Source organism: Sphingomonas pseudosanguinis, from assembly GCF_052056765.1.
Lineage (GTDB): Bacteria > Pseudomonadota > Alphaproteobacteria > Sphingomonadales > Sphingomonadaceae > Sphingomonas > Sphingomonas pseudosanguinis.
Genome location: NZ_CP189888.1, coordinates 920,475 through 937,833, shown reverse-complemented (window position 1 = coordinate 937,833; position 17,359 = coordinate 920,475). Strand labels below are relative to the sequence as shown.

The following is a 17,359-nucleotide window of genomic DNA, read 5'->3' as shown; positions in this document are numbered from 1 at the left end:
GGTGTCACCGCTGGTTGATACGGTACTTTAGAGAGGGATGACATGAGATGGGTCCGTCATTGCGAGCGTAGCGAAGCAATCCAATGTCCGGGCGAGACGCTCTGGATTGCTTCGCTGCGCTCGCAATGACGGATTGGATTAAGCTGACGTCATCTCGTTCTATCGCCCCCGGGGCACCCCACCACCATCCTTCGCATGGTCCCCCTCCCCTTGCAGGGGAGGAATAGAAAAGGGGCGGCGACCTTTCGGCCCCGCCCCCTTCATGCACAAGCAACTCGATCAGGCGAGCAGCGTCTTGGCGAACTCCCGTACCGCCGGCCCGATGTCCTCGCGCGCCACACCCAGCGCCAGGTTCGCGGTCAGCCAGCCGGCCTTGTCGCCGCAGTCGTAACGCTGTCCATCGAAGGTGAAGCCATGGAAGGGCTGCTTGCCTATCAGCTTGGCCATCGCATCGGTCAGCTGGATCTCGCCGCCCGCGCCGGGCTCCTGCGCGTCGAGTATGTCCATCACCTCAGGCTGGAGGATGTAGCGGCCCGGGATCATCAGGTTCGACGGCGCCTTGTCCTTGGGCTTTTCGACCAGCGCGGTGACCTCGGTCAGGCGGCCGTCCTGCTTACCAGGCGAGATGATGCCGTATTTGTCGGTCTCGCTGTCGGGCACTTCCAGCGCGCCGATGACGTTGCCGCCGACCTGGTCATAAGCCTCGACCATCTGCTTCATGAAGCCGCCGACCATCAGTTCGTCGGGCAGCAGCACCGCGAACGGCTCGTCGCCGACGATCTCGCGCGCGCACCATACCGCATGGCCCAGGCCCAACGGCTCCTGCTGGCGGACATAGACCGGGCTGCCCGGCTTCTGGCGGATGCCGTCGAGCACCGCGAGGCTCTTGCCTCGCGCCTTCATCGTGGCTTCCAGCTCGTAGGAGATGTCGAAATGATCCTCGAGCGCGCCCTTGCCGCGCCCGGTGACGAAGATGATCTGCTCGATGCCGGCTTCGAGCGCTTCCTCGACCGCATATTGGATCAGCGGCTTGTCGACGACGGTCAGCATTTCCTTGGGCATCGCCTTCGTCGCCGGCAGGAATCGCGTCCCCAGACCCGCCACCGGAAACACGGCCTTGCGCACTTTCTTGATCGTCATGAAACCTCCCTGGACGAAACGGCCTCTAGCGGGATCGTTCGTCGCAACATAGTCCTTGCACCCTTGGATGCGGTTAGCGTGTCCTTAAAAGCGACAGGCTACGAATCGCCCGATGACGCGTGCACCGATCCTCATCGTCTTCGGCACAAGACCGGAAGCGATCAAACTGTTCCCTGTTATCCGCAACTTGGCGGCATCGGGCGTGGCGCCGGTGCGGGTCTGCGTGACCGCGCAGCATCGCGGGATGCTCGATCAGGTGCTGTCGATCGCCGGGCTGACGCCCGATCACGATCTGGACCTGATGGAGCCGGGCCAGTCGCTCGACCGGCTGACGGCGCGCCTGCTGACCGGGCTGGGCGCGGTGATGGATGCCGAGCGGCCCGCGATGGTCGTCGTCCAGGGCGATACCGCCACCGCCATGGCCGGCGCGCTGGCGGCCTATTATCGCAAGGTGCCCGTCGCGCATGTCGAGGCAGGGCTGCGGTCGGGCGATATCTATCATCCCTGGCCTGAAGAAGTGAACCGGCGGATGATCGCGCCGATCGCCGCACTGCACTTCGCCCCGACCGACACCGCCGCTGCGGCCTTGCGCGACGAGGGGATCGCCGCCGACCGGGTCCATGTCACCGGCAACAGCGTGATCGACGCGCTGCACTGGACACGCGCGCGCATTGCCGCCGATCCCGCGCTCGCGGCCGATCTTGCCCCCATATTCGAGCGGATGGCGGGCAAGCGCATCGTACTGGTCACCACCCATCGCCGTGAGAATTTCGGCGATGCCATGGCGCATATCGCCCGCGCGCTCGCCCGGATCGCCGCGCGCGACGATGTCGGCATTCTCTTCCCGATGCACCCCAACCCCAATGTCGCCAGCGTCATGGACGAGGTGCTGAGCGACCATCCCGCGATCGCGCGCATCGCGCCGCTCGACTATCCGCACTTCGTCGCCGCGCTCGACGCCGCGCATCTCGTCCTGACCGATTCAGGCGGGGTGCAGGAGGAAGCCCCCGCACTCGGCAAGCCGGTGCTGGTGATGCGCGAGACGACCGAACGCCCCGAAGGGGTCGCGGCCGGCACCGCTCGGCTGGTCGGCACCGACGAGGATCGGATCGTTGCGGAGGTCTTCGCGCTTCTCGACGAGCCCACCCGCTATGCCGCGATGGCGCGGGCGCATAACCCCTTTGGCGATGGCGACACCGCCGAGCGTATCAGCAGGATCATTTCCCATGCCCTTGGACACTGAATTTTCCGTCACGGTCATGGGGCTGGGCTATATCGGCCTGCCGACCGCCGCCGTGATCGCCCGCACCGGCGCGATGGTGACCGGCGTCGACGTGACCCCCGCGGTGGTCGAGACGATCAATTCGGGCCGCGTCCATATCGAGGAGGTCGATCTCGACGGCCTCGTCTCGGGCGTGGTCGCGCGCGGCAATCTCAAGGCTTCGCTGACGGTCGCACCCGCCGACGTCTTCGTCATCGCGGTGCCGACCCCGTTTACCGACGCGCACCAGCCCGACATCACCTTCGTCCTCGACGCCGCGCGTGCGGTGGCACCCGTGTTGAAGACCGGCGACACGGTGATCCTCGAATCCACCTCGCCGGTCGGCACCACCGAGAAGGTGCGCGACCTGATCGCCGAGCTGCGCTCCGATCTGACCATGCCCGGGCTCAACCGACCGGGGGAACAGGCCGATATCGCCATCGCCTATTGCCCCGAGCGGGTGCTGCCCGGCCGAATTCTGGTCGAGCTGATCGACAATGACCGGGTGATCGGCGGCATCACGCCGCGCTGCGCGCGCAAGGCGCTAGCCTTTTACCGGCGTTTCGTGCGTGGTGCCTGCGTCACCACGACCGCACGCGCGGCGGAGATGACGAAGCTGACCGAGAACGCGTTTCGCGACGTCAATATCGCCTTCGCCAATGAACTCAGCCTGGTCGCCGACACGCTGGGCGTCGATGTGTGGGAGGTGATCCGGCTGGCCAACCGCCATCCGCGCGTCAATATCCTGTCGCCCGGCCCCGGCGTCGGCGGCCATTGCATCGCGGTCGATCCCTGGTTCCTGGTCGCCGCCGACCCCGCCAACACGCCGCTGATCCGCACCGCGCGCGAGGTCAATGACGGCAAGACCGACCATGTCATCGCCCGCGCGACCGCGATGGTCGAGGCGCAGCCGCCGGGCCAGCCGGTCGCCTGCCTGGGCCTGGCGTTCAAGGCCAATATCGACGATTTCCGAGAAAGCCCCGCGCTCAAGGTCGCGCAAGCCCTCGCCGAACGCTTCGGGCCGCGTATCCATATCGTCGAGCCCTATGCGACCGCCCTTCCCCCGGCGATCGCCGCGACCGGCGCCGTGCTGACCGACATCGACACCGCGCTGGAAACTTGTGCGGCGATGGTCGTTCTAGTCGATCACGACATCTTCCGTTCGGTTCCGCTGGACGAGCGCAGGGGCAAGACGGTGCTGGATACGCGCGGGCTGTGGCCCGACCAGGCGTGACAGCCCCCTGACGGCTCGCATTGCGTGGACGGGACGGGGGGACTAAGGACAACCGCCTGTTGCGGATCGACCATCACCCATGCTTGCCAAGCTTTTGAATCTGCGCAAACGCGCGCCCGAATTCGTGCCCGTCATGGAGGAAGGCCTGCGGGTCTACGCCATTGGTGACATCCATGGTCGGCTCGACCTGCTCGACCAGCTTCTTTCCCAGCTTGAGGCGGATCATGCCGCGCGCGGGCCGGCCGAACGGCACATCATCTTCTTGGGTGATCTCGTCGATCGCGGCCCCGATTCGGCGGGCGTGATCGAGCGCGTTCGTACCTTATGTGCCGCCGATCCCAATGTGCATTGCCTGATGGGCAATCACGAGGAGATCATGTTGCGATCATTGGACGGCGAGGACAAGGCGCTGCGCCTGTTCTGCCGGGTCGGCGGCCGCGAGACGATGATCAGCTATGGCGTGACGCCCGAGGAATATGAACGCCTCGATTATGTCGAGGTGACCGAGCGGCTGAACGCGGTGGTACCGGCGTCGCACCGCGCGTTCCTGGCGGCATTGAAGGAGATCATGGTGCTGGGCGATTATGCCTTCGTCCATGCCGGCGTCCGCCCCGGCGTCGCCATCGCCGATCAGAAGCTGTCCGAAACCCGCTGGATTCGCGATGCCTTTCTCGAACATCGCGGCCTGCTGGAGAAAGTTGTCGTGCATGGTCATACGGTTGCGGACGAGGCCGAGCTCTTGCCGCACCGCATCGGAATCGACACCGGCGCCTATCAGACCGATCGCCTGACCGCGTTGATGCTGGAGGGAAGCCAGCAGGAGATATTTTCCACCTGAAGCCTCTTTACCGAGGCGAAACGTTTGTGGGGGCATTCCCTCCCCCGGCAAAGCACAGTATAGCCGCAAAGCGGTGAAGCGATGTTGCGTTGCCGCATCAGTATGGGAGCATAAGGGCTCCATACTCGTTGGTGGGGTTGCCATGGTACGGCTAACGTGCCATGGCCCCGCTGACATTTTTAAGGGAGTTCGACATGCGTCTTGGGAAGTATCTCGTCGCCGCTGCCGCCGTTTCGATGACCGTTGCTCCGGCGATGGCTGCAAACCCGGCTGCCAGCCTTTCGGTTTCGAAGTCGGTTCGCGCTTCGGCTCCGGCCGCCAAGAAGAACGGCCTGGCCGGTGGTGGCATCCTCGTCGCCGTTCTGGCGGCGGCTGCCGTCGTCGCCGGCATCGTTGTCGTCGCCGACTCGGACGATTCGGCCGACAGCAACTAAGTTGCTTCAGCCTCACGGCTGAAAGGAATAGCGGCCTTCGGGCCGCTATTTTTTTGCCTGTCGTCCGTGGCTTGGGCGGTCTTGGCTGTGGTTGCGGCGGGAAGGGTGACCTCGGGCAGGATTGCTATTGCGCCCTTCCCTCTCTCTAAGCCATCTGAACAATGGTTGAGGGGCGTCTCTAGCCTCGGGGAAGGGAACGCTCGTTAGCGGTGACACCCCTCCGTCAGGCCTGCGGCCTGCCACCTCCCCTTGCAGGGGAGGAATAATATCCCGCTTAGTTCAGCTGTCGTGCTTCTGTTGACACATCCTATCGCAAATGCGCCTGACACAGTTCAGCGCCTCAGTCGTTTAAAACCGCGGCACCGATCAATCGCATATCCTTGCGGGTCCCGTCGAATAGGGCCTACGCATTGACGCACCACAATGCCCCGCATAGGTGCTTGTATGCCGTCCAGTGGTATCCTGCCGCTCCCGTCGCCTGACGCAGCCCGTGCTCATGCGGGAGAATCGACAGCCCTCCATCCTCGAATCGGCGAATCGCAACCCCCATGGTGGCGAAGGTCCGTCACGAGGCGATTCGAAATGACAGGACTATAGCCGTCTCCTCTTTGAGACGATCACCAACCAAACCGCCCACAAACGAAAATCGCCGGAGCCCCATGAGGCTCCGGCGACATTCATTTTTTGGCGATAGGGCCGTCTACCGGCCCACCCGGGTCAGCGCGGCGATGGTACGCCGGGGGCACCACCGGGGATCGCGCCGGGGGCGCCGCCGCCCATCATCGACTGCTGCGCCTGCATCTGACGGAGAACCGCTTCGGGGATGAAGTCGATCAGCTCGACATCGAACACCAGGTCCGAGTTGGGCGGGATCGCGCCGGCGGCCTTGTCGCCATAGCCGATCTTCGCCGGCAGCCAGAAGCGGTACTTGGCGCCCTTAGGCATCAGCTTGAGCGCTTCGGCGAAGCCGGGCAGCACGCCCGACAGCGGCATCGGCGCCGGCTGCTGCGACTTGTCGAAGACGGTGCCGTCGATCAGGCGACCGGTATAGTTGATCAGCGCCACATCGGTCGCGGTCGGATGCGGACCACCCTGACCCGGCTCGATCACCTTGTACTGAAGGCCCGATGCGGTCGTCACGACGCCCGGCCCACGCGCTTCGCGCACCAGTGCGGCATCGCCCTGACGCGCCAGCAGCGCGGCGACGACGATCGCGGCGGCCACCGCCACCCATATCCAGATCAGATAGGAACGCCGAACGGGACGAAGGGGAACAGCGGTTACGGACATGCCTGGCTCTCGCTCTGTACGGTGGCGTTCGGGAATGGGCGCTGAAAGCGCTGGCCGATTCGGCTAGGCGAATCGGTGGCCATAACGATCGCGATCCCGCGCCGGCCCGCCGGAGGCGAGCCAGTCACGGGACCAGGCGACCGTCAGGCGATTACCGTGCGCCGTCGCGCTCGGCGCGCTTGCGCTCCAGCTTGCGGGCACGACGGACAGCCGCCGCACGCTCGCGAGCGCGCTTTTCCGAGGGCTTCTCATAGTGGCGGCGAAGCTTCATCTCGCGATACACGCCCTCACGCTGCAGCTTCTTCTTGAGAGCGCGAAGGGCCTGGTCCACATTGTTGTCGCGAACGATGATCTGCATAAAAACGAATTGCTCCGGCAAAACAGGATAAAGCGGCCGCAGAACACTGTGGCCGCATCGTGGGGCGCTCCTAGCAGGCGCATGGCCACAACACAAGCCACGGCGTGGCCATTCGGGCCGCCCCCTCACCCGCCGCCTGCCCGCCAAGCGATTGATGACGCGAAATGTCATGGCCACGCCATGCCCCTGTGATGTCGGGGTCGATAGGACGGATGCGTCCATGGGGGTTTCCCGTCCCCCTGGACCGGACCACGGTGCCTCCCCGTCGCCGCGTCCGGCCCCGGTCCGCGCTCCCACCGGACCGGGGCCTCTTTCCAGAAGACACCCGACATGGCTAAGGCACGCGCCATGACCGCGCCCGTATCCTCGCCGAGCCTGCCGCTGACGCTGTACAACAGCCTGACCCGCAGCGCCGAGACGTTCCAGCCGATCGATCCGGCCAATGTCCGCGTCTATTCCTGCGGGCCGACCGTCTATAACTATGCGCATATCGGCAATTTGCGCGCCTATGTCTTCACCGACACGCTGTCGCGCGTGTTGCGTTGGAAGGGCTGGCCGCTCACCCATATCATCAACATCACCGATGTCGGCCATCTGACGTCCGACGCCGATGCCGGCGACGACAAGATGGAGGCCGCCGCCAAGAAGAGCGGCCAGGATATCTGGGCGATCGCCGCGCATTACACGACTGCCTTCAAGCAGAATTTGAAGGACCTGGGCATTGCCGAGCCGACCCGCTTCCCGCTGGCGACCGAGCATGTCCCGCAGATGATCGACTTCGCCAAGGCGATCGAGGCGAAGCATTGCTACAGCCTTCCCGACGGCCTCTATTTCGACGTGACCACTGTGCCCGATTATGGCCGCCTCGCGCGCCACCAGGACGATGAGGGCGAGAGCCGGATCGATCCGGTCGCGGGCAAGCGGCACTCGGCCGACTTCGCGATCTGGCGCGCCTCGGCACCCGGCGAGAATCGGCAGATGGAGTGGGACAGCCCCTGGGGTCCCGGCGCGCCGGGCTGGCACCTCGAATGCTCGGTGATGAGCAAGCAATATCTGGGCGCACAGTTCGACATCCATACCGGCGGCATCGACCACCGCGAAATCCATCACCCCAACGAGATCGCGCAGAACCAAGCGCATGGCTGCACCGCCGAGACGGGCGCCAATATCTGGATGCACAACAACTTCCTGGTCGACCGGACGGGGAAGATGTCGAAATCGTCGGGCGAGTTCCTGACGCTGCAGGCGCTGATCGATCGCGGCTTTCACCCGCTGGCCTACCGCCTGATGTGCCTTCAGGCGCATTACCGGTCGGAGATGGAGTTCGGCTGGGACGGCCTGGCTGCTGCGCAGGTGCGGTTGAAGCGACTGGCCCAGACGATCGAGGGGCTGCGCACCCGCGCCGATGCGCCGGCCAAGGGCGATACCGCGACCTATCGCGAGCGGCTGGACGCGGCGGTGTCCGACGATCTCGCGACCCCGCGCGCGCTGCCGGTGCTGGACGAGATGCTGGCCGACAAGAAGCTGTCGCCGGGTGTTCGCCTGGCCGCGCTGGCCGATTTCGATTCGGTGCTGGGGCTGCAACTGGCGACGCTGACCCGCGCTGATCTGCGCACCCGTCCCAAGACCGCGACACTTGACGACGCCACGATCGAGGCGCAACTGGCCGAGCGCCGGGCGGCGCGCGCGAACAAGGATTTCGCGACGTCCGACCAGCTCCGCGACTCGCTGCTGGCCGCCGGGGTCGAGGTGATGGACGGCGATCCGCTCGGCTGGGACTGGAAGCCGGTGCTGCCGGAGGGATAGGCCGGATCGGGATTCACCCCCTTTCCTCCCCTGCAAGGGGGAGGAAGGCGTGAACGTCGCCCCGGCCCAGCCCCGTCCCCGCCCGGTCAGCGGCGAGCGCGCGGGGACCGCATGCGCAGGCCGATGAACAGCACGGTCGGCCAGAACAGCGTATTGGCGGTGTCGCCCAGCGTGTCGGGCCAGCGCCACGACCCGTAATGCAGCCGGTCGAGGATCTCGTTACCCGCCTGCGCCAGCGCGACACAGGCGAGCGGGATCGGCGTGGCCAGCGACTTGCGCGTCAGGATGCGCGCCAGGAACAGCACCGCCATGCCGGCATGGACGTGCAGCAGGCTGTCCGCCATACCGGTTCCATCGCCGATCCACTGGATGAATTGGGCATAGCGCGCGGGAATATCCATTCCCGACCCTTGCCGTGACCAAAACGGACATACAATCCCAAAGCGGGCGCAAAGCCGATCGCCACCGCTTTTCCGCCCCGCCCGGACGCCCCGCCCGGACGCCCCGATGCGAAAGCCCCGTGGAAACCGGGGTTCCCACGGGGCCTTTCTCATCAGCGACGGCGCAACGTCACGCGTCAGAAGCTGCTCCAGTCGTCATCATCCTGCTTCAGCGCCAGATTGCCCTGCGAGACGGGCGCGGCACGCCGCATCGGTGCCGATGGCGGCGAAGCCGCGCGACGCAGCGCGGGGGCGAAGGTCGGGGCCGACGCCGCCGGGGCCTCCGCCGCGCCATCGATGCGGAAGCGTGCGATCTGTTCGTCCAGCGAGCGGGTCTCGCCCGACAGCGCACGCACCGCCGCGGTCACCTCCTCGACCATCGCGGCATTGGCCTGAGTCACCCCGTCCATGTCGTTGATCGCCAGATTGACCTGATGGATGCCGGTCGCCTGTTCCGAGGCATCGCCCGCGATCGCGCTGACCAGCCCGGAGATTTCCTGCATGCCGGTGGCGATCAGGCGCAGCGACTCGTCGGTCTGGTTGGCGAGGTCGACGCCGCTGCGCACGCGCTCGACCGTGGTCGTGATCCGCGCGCTGATGTCGCGCGCCGCCTCGGCCGAGCGTTCGGCGAGCGCACGCACTTCGGAGGCGACCACGGCAAAGCCCTTGCCCGCATCACCCGCACGCGCCGCCTCGACCCCGGCGTTCAGCGCCAGCAAATTGGTCTGGAAGGACAGGCCGTCGATCACCGCGATGATCTCGGCGATCTCGTTCGAGGACCGCTCGATGTCACCGATCGCCGAGACGGTGCGGCGCACGACATCCTCGCTCTTGGCGACGTCGCCGGTCGCCTTGCGCACGATCGACTCGGCCGACTGCGCCTTGCTCGCGGCGGCGGTGACCGACTGGGCGATCTCGTTCATCGCGGCCGAAGTCTCCTCGATGCTCGCCGCCTGCTGCTCGGCGCGGCGGGCCAGATCGTCGGCCGCCTGGTTCATCTCGACCGTTCCGCTCGCGATGCCGGTGGCGTTGATCCGCACCGCCGCCAGCGCCGCCGACAGACGCGACACCGCGCTGTTGAAGTCGCGCTCGATCGCCACATAGGATGGGGGGAAGCCCGACAATTTGGGGGTCAGGTCCGAGTCGGCCAGCTGGCGCAGCGCGTCGCCGATGCTGTCCACGACCTGTTGCTGCTCGGCATCGGCACGCTGCTTGGCGACCGCCGCATCGCGGAACACCGCGACCGCACGCGACATGCTGCCCAATTCGTCGCCGCGCTCGGCATCGGGCACCGTCACGTCGTTCCGTCCCCGCGCCAGCTGATCCATCACGCCGGTCAGCGCGACGATCGGCCGCCCCAGGACACGCGACAACAGCATCGACATGGCGAGCGCCACACCGATGAGGACGATGCCGCCGATGCCCAGGCTCCATTTGCCCGTGCTCACCGCGACCTGACGCGTCGCGCGGCTGGCCTTCATCGCCTCGACCGTCTTCGCGCGCAGATCGCGAACCGGCTTCAGGATCGCGGTCACCCGAACCGCTTCGGAATTGGCGCGAATCCAGGCCTGCGCGCCTTGCGGATCGGTGCGCGCACGCTCGATCATCGGGTCGCCGACATTGCGACGCCAGGCGTTCATGCGCGCATGCGAGGTCGCGACCGCAACCTTGGCCTGCGGATCGTCGGCCAGCAGCGTGTCGAGATTGGCCGCCGCCTGGGTTTCGGCTTCGCGCGAGTCGAAATACTGCTTCAGGTAATTCTCGTCCTGCGTGATGAGAAAGCCGCGCATTTGGCTGTTCTCACGCTGGATGCCGCCCTCCATCTCCAGCGACGCGGCATAGATTTCCTGGGCATGGCCGTTGGCGACCGTCGTGGCCTCGATCCGCGCTAGTGCCCACCACAGCGCCGCCATCATCACCAGCACGGATATCAGGACGAGTGCGAACGAGAGACCGATCTTCTTGGGTATCGGCAAGGATGACAGCATGAAGCCCCCGGACAGCGCGGAAGCCCAATGCCTCCGGTTTGTCCGCTTCAATAATCAGGGAACCGCCAACAGAAGGTTAAAGAGCGCTATTTGAGAATCTTAGCTTGTGTCAATCCGCTCAAAGCGGCCTGTCGGCGACGGCGATCAGTGCCGGCTTGTCGGGAATCGGCGCGTCCTTGGGAATGGTAGCGATCTCGGCCGCGACCGCATCGGCGCGCGCGGACGAGGAGGGATGGGTGCGGCTGCGGAATATCCCGCCATCGACCTCGCCACCATGCTCGCGCCAGAAGCGTACCGCGTCCTGCGGATCATAGCCGGCATTGCGAATCAGATGGACGCCCAGCAGATCGGCCTCGGTCTCGGTCTGGCGGAACAGCCGGCCATTGCGCCCGAATTCGGACAATATCCCCCGCTTGACCCCGGCTGCGTCGAGCCGTTCGCGGTGGCGCAGGATGTTGTGCGAGAATTCATGGCCCACCACGACCGCGATCATCCGGTCGTCGAACCGTTCGAAGAAGCGCGAGCCGATCTGGACGATGTCGCCATCCGCCGAGGCGGTCAGGCCCGGCCCCATCAGCATCTCGAACCGCGACCTGCATCCGGGCTGGGCCGGCACCGTCACCTCGCGGCGCTCGCCCTTGCGCAGGATCGTCAGGCGCAGCGGCACATCCGCCGGCTCGGCCGCGATCTGGCGCTGCGCCGTGTCGCGTGTGGCGGTGTCGGCGCGCTCGCGTCCCGCCGCCTGCACGACCAGCGGGCGGCCGTTCACTGCCGCGATGCCGTCATTGGCGACGATCCCCGCCTTGGCCGCCGCGCTGCCCGGTACGACCGCCTCGACCGCGATCGGCGCCTCGAACCCGAAGATCGCGGGCAGCGTCTTGCGCACGGCCGGATCATATTGGTCGATCGCATGGATCACCAGGCCGGGCGTCGGTGCGCGGTCCCTGCACAAGGGGGCGTTCGCGGTCGCCAGCCGCCAGGCGATCGTTCCCAGCCGAAGATCGGCGTCACGCATCGCGCTGAACAGCGCGGCGTCATCGGTATCGGCGGCCGCCACCGGGGTCGCGGCGACGGGGGCCGCCGCCGGCGCCTCGGGCGGCATGACGAGGAGGAAGGCGGACAGGGCGATCACCGCCGACGACAGGATGAAGGGACGCGACATCGCCGCGTTGCTACCCGTTCCGCGCGACGTCCGCAAAGCCGGTCGCCGCAACCGCCAACGGCTCGGCGCAAACTCGTATCATGCGCAACAAAGCACGCGACTTCAGGGGGTCAAACGCCAACTTCATTGCGTATGGACCCAAATCGGCGCATGGCACTATTTTCACATGCAGTAGACAAAGAGAGCAGGACGATCATGGCCGCGAACTGGGCCCCCGACAGCTGGACGAGCGCCGAAGCCCGGCAGCTCCCCGAATATCCCGACGCCCAGGCGCTCGACGCCGCGACGCGTACGCTGTCGAGCTATCCCCCGCTGGTCTTTGCGGGCGAGGCGCGCAGCCTGACCGCCGAGCTGGCCGAAGTGGCCGCCGGTCGCGGCTTCCTGCTCCAGGGCGGCGACTGCGCCGAGAGCTTTGCCGAGCATAGCGCCAACAATATCCGCGACACCTTCCGCGTCATCCTGCAGATGGCGGTGGTCCTGACCTTCGCCTCCAAGCTGCCGGTGGTGAAGCTGGGCCGCATGGCCGGCCAGTTCGCCAAGCCGCGCTCGGCCAATACCGAGGTCGTCGATGGCGTCGAGCTGCCCAGCTATCGCGGTGACAATGTCAACGACATCGCCTTCACGCCCGAAGCGCGCATCCCCGATCCGCAGCGCATGCTGCGCTCCTATGCGCAGTCGGCGGCGACGCTGAACCTGCTGCGCGCGTTCGCGCAGGGCGGCTATGCGAATCTGCATCAGGTGCATCGCTGGACGCACGACTTCATGGGCCGCAGCCCCTGGGCGCGCAAATATAGCGAGATGGCCGACCGGATCGGCGAGGCGCTGGACTTCATGGCGGCGTGTGGCATCGATCCCGCCTCGGTCCCGCAGCTGGCGCAGACCAGCTTCTACACCAGCCATGAGGCGCTGCTGCTCCCCTATGAGCAGGCGCTGACGCGTCAGGATTCGCTGACCGGCGACTGGTACGACACCTCGGCGCATTTCCTGTGGATCGGCGACCGGACGCGGTTCGAAGGCTCGGCGCATGTCGAGTTCCTGCGCGGCATCGGCAATCCGATCGGCGTGAAGTGCGGGCCGAGCCTGGAGCCAGAGGCGCTGCTGCGGATGCTCGACACGCTCAATCCGGGCCGCGTACCGGGGCGGATCACGCTCATCACCCGCTATGGCCATGACAAGATCGAGGCGCATCTGCCCAAGCTGGTCCGCGCCGTCACGCGCGAGGGCCATCCGGTCGTCTGGTCGTGCGACCCGATGCACGGCAACACGATCAAGGCGGCGACCGGCTACAAGACCCGTCCCTTCGACCGTATCCTGGCCGAAGTGCGCGGCTTCTTCGCCGTGCACCGTGCCGAGGGCACCCATGCCGGCGGCATCCATGCCGAGATGACCGGCCAGAACGTCACCGAATGCACCGGTGGCGCGATCGACGTGACCGAGCAGTCGCTGGCCGATCGCTACCACACCCACTGCGACCCGCGCCTGAATGCGGGCCAGAGCCTGGAGCTGGCCTTCCTGCTGGCCGAGATGCTGAACGAGGAAATGGCCGAACGCCGCAAGGCCGCCGCCTGATTCGCCTTGGTCGGGGCGGGGAAGCCATGACGCTCCCCCCGCCCCGATCTTATCCACAGCTTCCGCATGCAATCCGCTTGACGCCCGCCCCCACCCCGGCTAATAGCGCGCCTCCACTGCAAACGGCCCCTTCGTCTAGCGGTTAGGACGTCGCCCTCTCACGGCGAAAACACGAGTTCGATTCTCGTAGGGGTCACCAGCCTTCTTAATGGCTTGGGTGGAGCAGTTCCCAAAATCATGAAACTTGCACGCTCGCTCCGAGGACGCGTGTCAGGCGTTTCAGCACTCGACGCCCGCATCGAATCCTTGATGGATTCGGCGCTTGACGATCGTCATGAATATGGTCGGAAAGCCGGCCCAGCACGGCACCCCCAACCCAAGACCATGATGACATTGGATGAAACCAACGCGAGCCCCTCCCCTTCAGGGGGGGGGTTGGGGTGGGGCCTCATCACAGGCGGCATGCTCGCGGAGGCGCCCCACCCCCGGCCCCTCCCCTGAAGGGGAGGGGTGAGTCCGTCTTATGTCATCACGCTCTAGACCAGCGACATCTTGCGCGTCGCGTCGGGTACGATCAGCGCGCCGAGCAGGCGCAGGCCGCGTTCCAGTCGGTCGCGGGGGACGAGGCCGCCGATCGACACCCGCAGCGCCGGCCCGACGGTCGAGCGATCGACGGCAAAGGCGTCGCCGGGAATGGCCGACATGCCCTGCGACCGCAGCGCCTGCGCGATCAGGGCCGCATCGGCGTCGGGCGGCAGGGGAATCCAGAGGTGATAGCCGTCCGGGTGCCGGTGATAGCGCCCCTCGGCCAGACATTGGCGGACCAGCGCGCCTCGCCCCCTCGCCTCCGCCCGCACCTCGCCGATCAGGCGGTGCAGCATGTCACCCTCCACCCAGTCGGCGACCACGGCGGCATTGAGCGGCGGGGCCATGATCGCGGTTTCGTGCAGGTCCGCCGCCAGCCGCCAGGCCCGGCCAATGTCGGGCGCGCGCAGCCAGGCCACGCGCAGTCCCGGCGACAGGATTTTCGATACGCTGGCGATGTGCCAGGTCCGCTCGGGCGCCAGCGCCGCGATGGGCGTGATCGGCCGTTCGGGCAGCTGGCCATAGGCGTCGTCCTCGATCACCATCAGGCCATGCCGCCGCGCCACCTCGGCAATCGCAGTGCGGCGGCCCATCGACATGGTCGCGGTGGTCGGATTGTCGTTGGTCGGCACCAGATAGACGGCCTGCACCGACGCACTTGCGCACAGCGCATCCAGCGCTTCGGGATCGATACCCTCCCCGTCCATGCGAACCGGACACAATATCACGCCGTAGCGCCGTGCGAGCGCCAGCAGGCCGGGATAGGCGAAGGGCGCGACGGCGATCCGGTCGCCCGCCTTCAGCTCGGCACTGAAGATGGCGTGCAGCGCCTGTTGGCCGCCGGCCGACACCAGCACCATGTCCTCGCTCGCCTCGATACCGCGCGCCCGGAGCAGCGCCGCCCCCGCCTCGCGCACCGATGGCTGGCCGCCGGCCGGCTGATATTGCAACAGCCCCATGCCGTCCCCGTTGGCGAGCAGCCGGGCGGCCGTGTCGCGAAACGCCCCGGCAAGCGACATGCCGGGAATGTCCGGGGGCGCGTTCATGCCGGGATCGATCCGCTCGACGATCGGCACCCTGGCCCGCGCTGCGTCACGCCGCTCGCGGACGAAGCTGCCGCGCCGGCCGTCGCCTTCAATCAGGCCCTGCCGCTGCGCCTCGCCATAGGCGCGCGTCACCGTGGTAAGATCGACGCCTAGCGCCTCGGCCAGCGCGCGCTGGGGCGGCAAGCGGTCGCCTGGCACCAGCGTCCCGGCATCGACGTCGCGCGCCAGCGCCCGGGCGATGGCGAGATATTTGGGACCCGTAAGGGTGGTCAGATCAGGCTTCCAGCTTTGCACGGCCGCCTCCTACACCCATCTCCATACAATTGCCCATCCCCGACACCGTATCAGTCGCGGTGATGGAAGAGCGCGCAGCCCGCCAGGGCGGCGCGGGCCATGTCGCCGGCGTCGTGCAGCGCCAGACACGCATTATCCCCATCGCCCTCCCAGAAGCTGGCATCGGCATAGCATCGCAGCGCCTGTTCCCAGTGCCGCAACCGGGTCGCCACGGTCGACAGCGCCGCCAGCGCGGCGCGCACCTCGACGAAATCGTCGCCACCCCCGGCGCGGACGATCGCGGCATCCTGTGTCCGATCCATACGGTCGAGCAGGTCGGCCGCCACCCGGCGGGCATCGCCCAGCTGGTTCGCCATGCCGCGCTCAATCACCGAAGATATTGCCGCCATCCTGGCCGTCGAGCCGGTTCTTGAGCGTCTCCGTCCCCGCCTCGATCGCGCGGTTCACATATTGCGACGCCACCAGCCAGCCCTTGATCGGCCGCAGCGGCAACAGACAGCCCAGCAGCATGAACGGCAGCGAGGTGAACAGATGCACCCACCAGGGCGGATCATAGGTGACCTGCAACCAGACCACGACGAAGGTCAGCGGAAAGGCGACGATGCACAGCGAGAAGAAGGCAGGGCCGTCATCGGGCGCGGCGAAGCGATAGTCGAGCCCGCAACATTCGCATCGCGGCGCGATCTTCAGCCACGAAGTGAACATGGCCCCCTTGCCGCAACGCGGACACAGGCCCTTCAGGCCGCTTTCGATGATCCAGCGGAACTTGCTCGAATGCGAATCGGGGAGCATGTCGGCACCTCTATAAAGCTTGATACATACATAATGCATTTTGCATGTATTGCAAAACCATTATGCATGGATAATGTGCGTCACTTTCCCCTTCACTGTCATCGCCGCGACGGGTATCGCGGCGATGGACCGTCAACCACAGGATCAGGACCATGCCCCATATCACCGTCGCCGCGCTGCAAATCGGGTCGGACTATGCGGGCAAGGCCGCCACGCTGGCCAATATCCTGCGCCATGAGGAGGCGATCGCTGCATCGGGCGCGCAACTGGTGGTGATGCCCGAAGCGGTGCTGGGCGGTTATCCCAAGGGCGAGCATTTCGGCACGCGCCTGGGCTATCGCCTGCCCGAGGGGCGCGAGGCCTTTGCCCGCTATCATGCCAATGCGGTCGATCTGGACGGCCCGGAAATCGCCGAGCTGGCCGACCTCAGCACGCGCACCGGCGCGACCTTGGTGCTGGGCGTCATCGAACGGGCGGGCGCGTCGCTGTTCTGCACGGCGCTGTTCATCGAGCCGGAACGCGGGCTGGTCGCCAAGCATCGCAAGCTGATGCCCACCGGCACCGAGCGGCTGATCTGGTCGCAGGGGGACGGTTCGACCATGCCGGTCGTCGACAGCCGGGCGGGCAAGCTGGGCGCGGCGATCTGCTGGGAAAACCACATGCCGCTGTTCCGCACCGCCATGTACGCCAAGGGCGTCGAAATCTGGTGCGCGCCGACCGTCGACGAACGCGACATCTGGCGCAGCTCGATGCGGCATATCGCGCATGAGGGCCGCTGCTTCGTCATCAGCGCCTGCCAGGTCCAGCCCTCCCCCGCCGAACTGGGCATGACGATGGAGCATTGGGATGCCGATCGCCCGCTGATCGGCGGGGGCAGCATGATCGTCGGGCCGCTGGGCGATGTGCTGGCCGGGCCGCTGGAGCGCGAGACGGGGCTGATCACCGCGTCGATCGACATGGAGGACGTGATCCGCGCCCGCTACGACCTGGACGTGGTCGGCCATTATTCGCGGCCCGACGTCTTCAGCCTGCATGTCGACGAGCGCCCGCGCAGCGGGGCGGTGTTCACCGGCGGCGAATGACCGCGAACGGGTGGGAACCGGTGACACCACCGTTTCCCAC

The 17,359-nt window shown here is 66.6% G+C and carries 16 protein-coding genes and 1 tRNA gene; 8 read left to right on the top strand and 9 right to left on the bottom strand.

Annotation, left to right across the window (positions count from 1 at the left end; all coding sequences use genetic code 11):
* Positions 1-279: 279 nt before the first annotated feature.
* Positions 280-1,140: a UTP--glucose-1-phosphate uridylyltransferase GalU gene (galU, locus tag ACQHGV_RS04270; protein ID WP_440979564.1), complete on the bottom strand. Its 861-nt coding sequence runs from the start codon at positions 1,138-1,140 to the stop codon at positions 280-282.
* 112 nt (positions 1,141-1,252) lie between these two features.
* On the opposite strand from galU, the gene wecB reads away from it, so the two are divergent.
* The 4 genes from wecB (at position 1,253) to ACQHGV_RS04250 (ending at position 4,907) form a co-directional block, all read left to right on the top strand.
* Positions 1,253-2,383, top strand: coding sequence for a non-hydrolyzing UDP-N-acetylglucosamine 2-epimerase (gene wecB, locus ACQHGV_RS04265; protein ID WP_440979563.1), 1,131 nt, complete (start codon positions 1,253-1,255; stop codon positions 2,381-2,383).
* A complete protein-coding gene (gene wecC, locus ACQHGV_RS04260; RefSeq protein WP_440979562.1) occupies positions 2,367-3,635 on the top strand; it encodes a UDP-N-acetyl-D-mannosamine dehydrogenase in 1,269 nt (422 codons plus the stop codon). Before wecB ends, wecC begins: the two co-directional genes overlap by 17 nt.
* A gap of 79 nt (positions 3,636-3,714) precedes the next feature.
* A complete protein-coding gene (locus ACQHGV_RS04255; RefSeq protein WP_440979561.1) occupies positions 3,715-4,473 on the top strand; it encodes a metallophosphoesterase family protein in 759 nt (252 codons plus the stop codon).
* 161 nt (positions 4,474-4,634) lie between these two features.
* The gene (locus tag ACQHGV_RS04250; protein ID WP_240456035.1) at positions 4,635-4,907 is read left to right on the top strand and encodes a hypothetical protein; all 273 of its coding nucleotides are present in this window, start codon (positions 4,635-4,637) and stop codon (positions 4,905-4,907) included.
* A 717-nt stretch (positions 4,908-5,624) separates the two neighbouring features.
* On the opposite strand, the gene ACQHGV_RS04245 is transcribed toward ACQHGV_RS04250, so the two are convergent.
* Both ACQHGV_RS04245 and rpsU read right to left on the bottom strand, forming a co-directional pair.
* Complete coding sequence (locus tag ACQHGV_RS04245; protein ID WP_183951029.1) at positions 5,625-6,197, bottom strand: FKBP-type peptidyl-prolyl cis-trans isomerase; 573 nt, start codon at positions 6,195-6,197, stop codon at positions 5,625-5,627.
* 151 nt (positions 6,198-6,348) lie between these two features.
* On the bottom strand, positions 6,349-6,555 hold the full coding sequence (gene rpsU, locus ACQHGV_RS04240) for a 30S ribosomal protein S21 (RefSeq protein ID WP_007404630.1): 207 nt from the start codon (positions 6,553-6,555) through the stop codon (positions 6,349-6,351).
* 330 nt (positions 6,556-6,885) lie between these two features.
* Between rpsU and cysS the strand changes: the two genes are divergently transcribed.
* Positions 6,886-8,361: a cysteine--tRNA ligase gene (gene cysS, locus ACQHGV_RS04235; protein ID WP_440979560.1), complete on the top strand. Its 1,476-nt coding sequence runs from the start codon at positions 6,886-6,888 to the stop codon at positions 8,359-8,361.
* Between the two features lie 86 nt (positions 8,362-8,447).
* Here the strand turns inward: cysS and ACQHGV_RS04230 are convergent, their stop codons facing one another.
* The 3 genes from ACQHGV_RS04230 to ACQHGV_RS04220 form a co-directional block, all read right to left on the bottom strand.
* A complete protein-coding gene (locus ACQHGV_RS04230) occupies positions 8,448-8,762 on the bottom strand; it encodes a hypothetical protein (RefSeq protein ID WP_183951031.1) in 315 nt (104 codons plus the stop codon).
* Positions 8,763-8,938: 176 nt separating this feature from the next.
* Positions 8,939-10,789, bottom strand: a complete 1,851-nt coding sequence (locus ACQHGV_RS04225) for a methyl-accepting chemotaxis protein (RefSeq protein WP_440979559.1) — start codon at positions 10,787-10,789, stop codon at positions 8,939-8,941.
* A gap of 118 nt (positions 10,790-10,907) precedes the next feature.
* Positions 10,908-11,951, bottom strand: coding sequence for a M48 family metalloprotease (locus ACQHGV_RS04220; RefSeq protein ID WP_440979558.1), 1,044 nt, complete (start codon positions 11,949-11,951; stop codon positions 10,908-10,910).
* Between the two features lie 195 nt (positions 11,952-12,146).
* On the opposite strand from ACQHGV_RS04220, the gene ACQHGV_RS04215 reads away from it, so the two are divergent.
* The gene (locus ACQHGV_RS04215; RefSeq protein ID WP_440979557.1) at positions 12,147-13,520 is read left to right on the top strand and encodes a class II 3-deoxy-7-phosphoheptulonate synthase; all 1,374 of its coding nucleotides are present in this window, start codon (positions 12,147-12,149) and stop codon (positions 13,518-13,520) included.
* Between the two features lie 124 nt (positions 13,521-13,644).
* Positions 13,645-13,719, top strand: a tRNA-Glu gene (locus tag ACQHGV_RS04210).
* A 337-nt stretch (positions 13,720-14,056) separates the two neighbouring features.
* Here ACQHGV_RS04210 and ACQHGV_RS04205 read toward each other — a convergent pair.
* The 3 genes from ACQHGV_RS04205 to ACQHGV_RS04195 are packed head-to-tail and all read right to left on the bottom strand — an operon-like array spanning position 14,057 to position 16,237.
* Positions 14,057-15,445: a PLP-dependent aminotransferase family protein gene (locus ACQHGV_RS04205; RefSeq protein WP_440979556.1), complete on the bottom strand. Its 1,389-nt coding sequence runs from the start codon at positions 15,443-15,445 to the stop codon at positions 14,057-14,059.
* 50 nt (positions 15,446-15,495) lie between these two features.
* On the bottom strand, positions 15,496-15,801 hold the full coding sequence (locus ACQHGV_RS04200) for a hypothetical protein (RefSeq protein WP_440979555.1): 306 nt from the start codon (positions 15,799-15,801) through the stop codon (positions 15,496-15,498).
* 7 nt (positions 15,802-15,808) lie between these two features.
* Positions 15,809-16,237 carry a DUF983 domain-containing protein gene (locus ACQHGV_RS04195; RefSeq protein WP_440979554.1) on the bottom strand — a complete coding sequence of 143 codons (429 nt, stop codon included), beginning with the start codon at positions 16,235-16,237 and terminating at the stop codon, positions 15,809-15,811.
* 152 nt (positions 16,238-16,389) lie between these two features.
* Between ACQHGV_RS04195 and ACQHGV_RS04190 the strand changes: the two genes are divergently transcribed.
* A complete protein-coding gene (locus ACQHGV_RS04190) occupies positions 16,390-17,319 on the top strand; it encodes a carbon-nitrogen hydrolase family protein (protein WP_440979553.1) in 930 nt (309 codons plus the stop codon).
* The last annotated feature ends 40 nt before the right edge of the window (positions 17,320-17,359 follow it).

What these genes read in the sequence shown, in the direction of transcription:
- wecC (WP_440979562.1), top strand. Translation starts at nt 2,367, where the DNA reads ATGCCCTTGGACACTGAATTTTCCGTCACGGTCATGGGGCTGGGCTAT.
- ACQHGV_RS04200 (WP_440979555.1), bottom strand. Translation starts at nt 15,801, where the DNA reads ATGGCGAACCAGCTGGGCGATGCCCGCCGGGTGGCGGCCGACCTGCTC.
- cysS (WP_440979560.1), top strand. Translation starts at nt 6,886, where the DNA reads ATGGCTAAGGCACGCGCCATGACCGCGCCCGTATCCTCGCCGAGCCTG.
- ACQHGV_RS04230 (WP_183951031.1), bottom strand. Translation starts at nt 8,762, where the DNA reads ATGGATATTCCCGCGCGCTATGCCCAATTCATCCAGTGGATCGGCGAT.
- galU (WP_440979564.1), bottom strand. Translation starts at nt 1,140, where the DNA reads ATGACGATCAAGAAAGTGCGCAAGGCCGTGTTTCCGGTGGCGGGTCTG.
- ACQHGV_RS04190 (WP_440979553.1), top strand. Translation starts at nt 16,390, where the DNA reads ATGCCCCATATCACCGTCGCCGCGCTGCAAATCGGGTCGGACTATGCG.
- wecB (WP_440979563.1), top strand. Translation starts at nt 1,253, where the DNA reads ATGACGCGTGCACCGATCCTCATCGTCTTCGGCACAAGACCGGAAGCG.
- ACQHGV_RS04225 (WP_440979559.1), bottom strand. Translation starts at nt 10,789, where the DNA reads ATGCTGTCATCCTTGCCGATACCCAAGAAGATCGGTCTCTCGTTCGCA.
- ACQHGV_RS04220 (WP_440979558.1), bottom strand. Translation starts at nt 11,951, where the DNA reads ATGTCGCGTCCCTTCATCCTGTCGTCGGCGGTGATCGCCCTGTCCGCC.
- ACQHGV_RS04215 (WP_440979557.1), top strand. Translation starts at nt 12,147, where the DNA reads ATGGCCGCGAACTGGGCCCCCGACAGCTGGACGAGCGCCGAAGCCCGG.
- ACQHGV_RS04195 (WP_440979554.1), bottom strand. Translation starts at nt 16,237, where the DNA reads ATGCTCCCCGATTCGCATTCGAGCAAGTTCCGCTGGATCATCGAAAGC.
- ACQHGV_RS04250 (WP_240456035.1), top strand. Translation starts at nt 4,635, where the DNA reads ATGGCCCCGCTGACATTTTTAAGGGAGTTCGACATGCGTCTTGGGAAG.
- rpsU (WP_007404630.1), bottom strand. Translation starts at nt 6,555, where the DNA reads ATGCAGATCATCGTTCGCGACAACAATGTGGACCAGGCCCTTCGCGCT.
- ACQHGV_RS04245 (WP_183951029.1), bottom strand. Translation starts at nt 6,197, where the DNA reads ATGTCCGTAACCGCTGTTCCCCTTCGTCCCGTTCGGCGTTCCTATCTG.
- ACQHGV_RS04255 (WP_440979561.1), top strand. Translation starts at nt 3,715, where the DNA reads ATGCTTGCCAAGCTTTTGAATCTGCGCAAACGCGCGCCCGAATTCGTG.